Origin of the sequence: Marinobacterium sedimentorum (assembly GCF_024267675.1) — a bacterium.
Lineage (GTDB): Bacteria > Pseudomonadota > Gammaproteobacteria > Pseudomonadales > Balneatricaceae > Marinobacterium_A > Marinobacterium_A sedimentorum.
On record NZ_JALDYX010000080.1, the window covers coordinates 1 to 1,218 of the forward strand.

General features: G+C 55.7%; 1 protein-coding gene. It reads left to right on the top strand.

What is annotated here, in order from left to right:
- The first annotated feature begins 92 nt into the window (after positions 1-92).
- On the top strand, positions 93-1,214 hold the full coding sequence (locus tag MRS74_RS23505) for an ISAs1 family transposase (protein WP_254582714.1): 1,122 nt from the start codon (positions 93-95) through the stop codon (positions 1,212-1,214).
- Positions 1,215-1,218 lie beyond the last annotated feature (4 nt).

The following is a 1,218-nucleotide window of genomic DNA, read 5'->3' on the forward strand; positions in this document are numbered from 1 at the left end:
CCAGGGCAAACGCATGAACGATTTTTATACAGGTGAATGAGCGGCAACTTGCATCAGTCGTGCGAAAACGGGATGCTGACGGGCTTTTGCCCATGTCCCAAATACCCTTACTCGACCGTATCATGCAGCTCAAAGATCCGCGCCAACCTGCCAAGTGCTCCCATGACCTGGGTGAAGTCGTTTTCATGACCACCTGCGCCCTGCTATGCGGGGCCGATGATTGGAACAGCATCGAATTTTTCGCCCACGAGCGTGAGGACTGGTTTCGCCAATATTTACAGCTTCCCGGCGGGATTCCATCGCATGATACCTTTAACCGTGTGTTCTCCCTGCTCGATCCTCTCCAGTTCCGCGAGCTTTTCACGACCTGGGTTCAGGATGTTCTGATCGATACGCCGCTATCAGGTGTCGTGGCGATCGATGGCAAAACCGTGCGCGGCTCCCGAGGCCGACACCATGGCGCCATTCATATGGTCAATGCGTGGGCCAGTGAGGCCGGCATAGCGTTGGGGCAGTTAAAAGTAGATGCAAAATCCAACGAAATCACCGCAATACCGGCGTTGCTGGACACCTTGGCGATCAAAGGCTGCCTGGTCACACTGGATGCGATGGGGTGCCAGAAACGCATCGCCAATAAGATCTTGAAAAAGGACGCGGACTACCTGTTGGCCGTCAAAAGCAATCAACGCAAGCTGCATAGCGAACTCTCAGATTACTTTGACGGTTACTGGGCCACACATCCGGAGGATGCGCCGGGTTCTTGTTTCATCGCGGAGGATGCGAGCGTCCACGGCCGTCAGGAGCAGCGGCGATGCTGGGTTACACACGCGATGGAAGAGTTGCCTGCTGCCTCAAGCTGGCAGGCGAAAACGATTGCCGCCGTGCAGTTGGATCGCCAGACGCCCCATAAAGGCACGACGCTGATACGGTATTTTATCGCCAGCAAAGTCATGACGGCCGAGGAAGTACTACAGGCCACGCGCCAGCATTGGCACGTTGAGAATAAGCTGCACTGGGTACTTGATGTTGCCTTTTCTGAGGATCATTCCCGAGCCCGCCAGGGGTATGCGGCGGAGAATCTGGCGACGGCCCGCCAGATCGCCCTGAACCTGCTCAAGCAAGACACAACCGCAAAGCTGGGGATCAAAAACAAGCGCAAGGGCTGCGGCTGGAGTGACCGTTACCTGTTTCACATTCTCGGGCTGATCAAATAGTGTT

Excerpts from the sequence above, each read along its gene's own strand:
- MRS74_RS23505 (WP_254582714.1), top strand. The coding sequence starts at position 93 with ATGTCCCAAATACCCTTACTCGACCGTATCATGCAGCTCAAAGATCCG.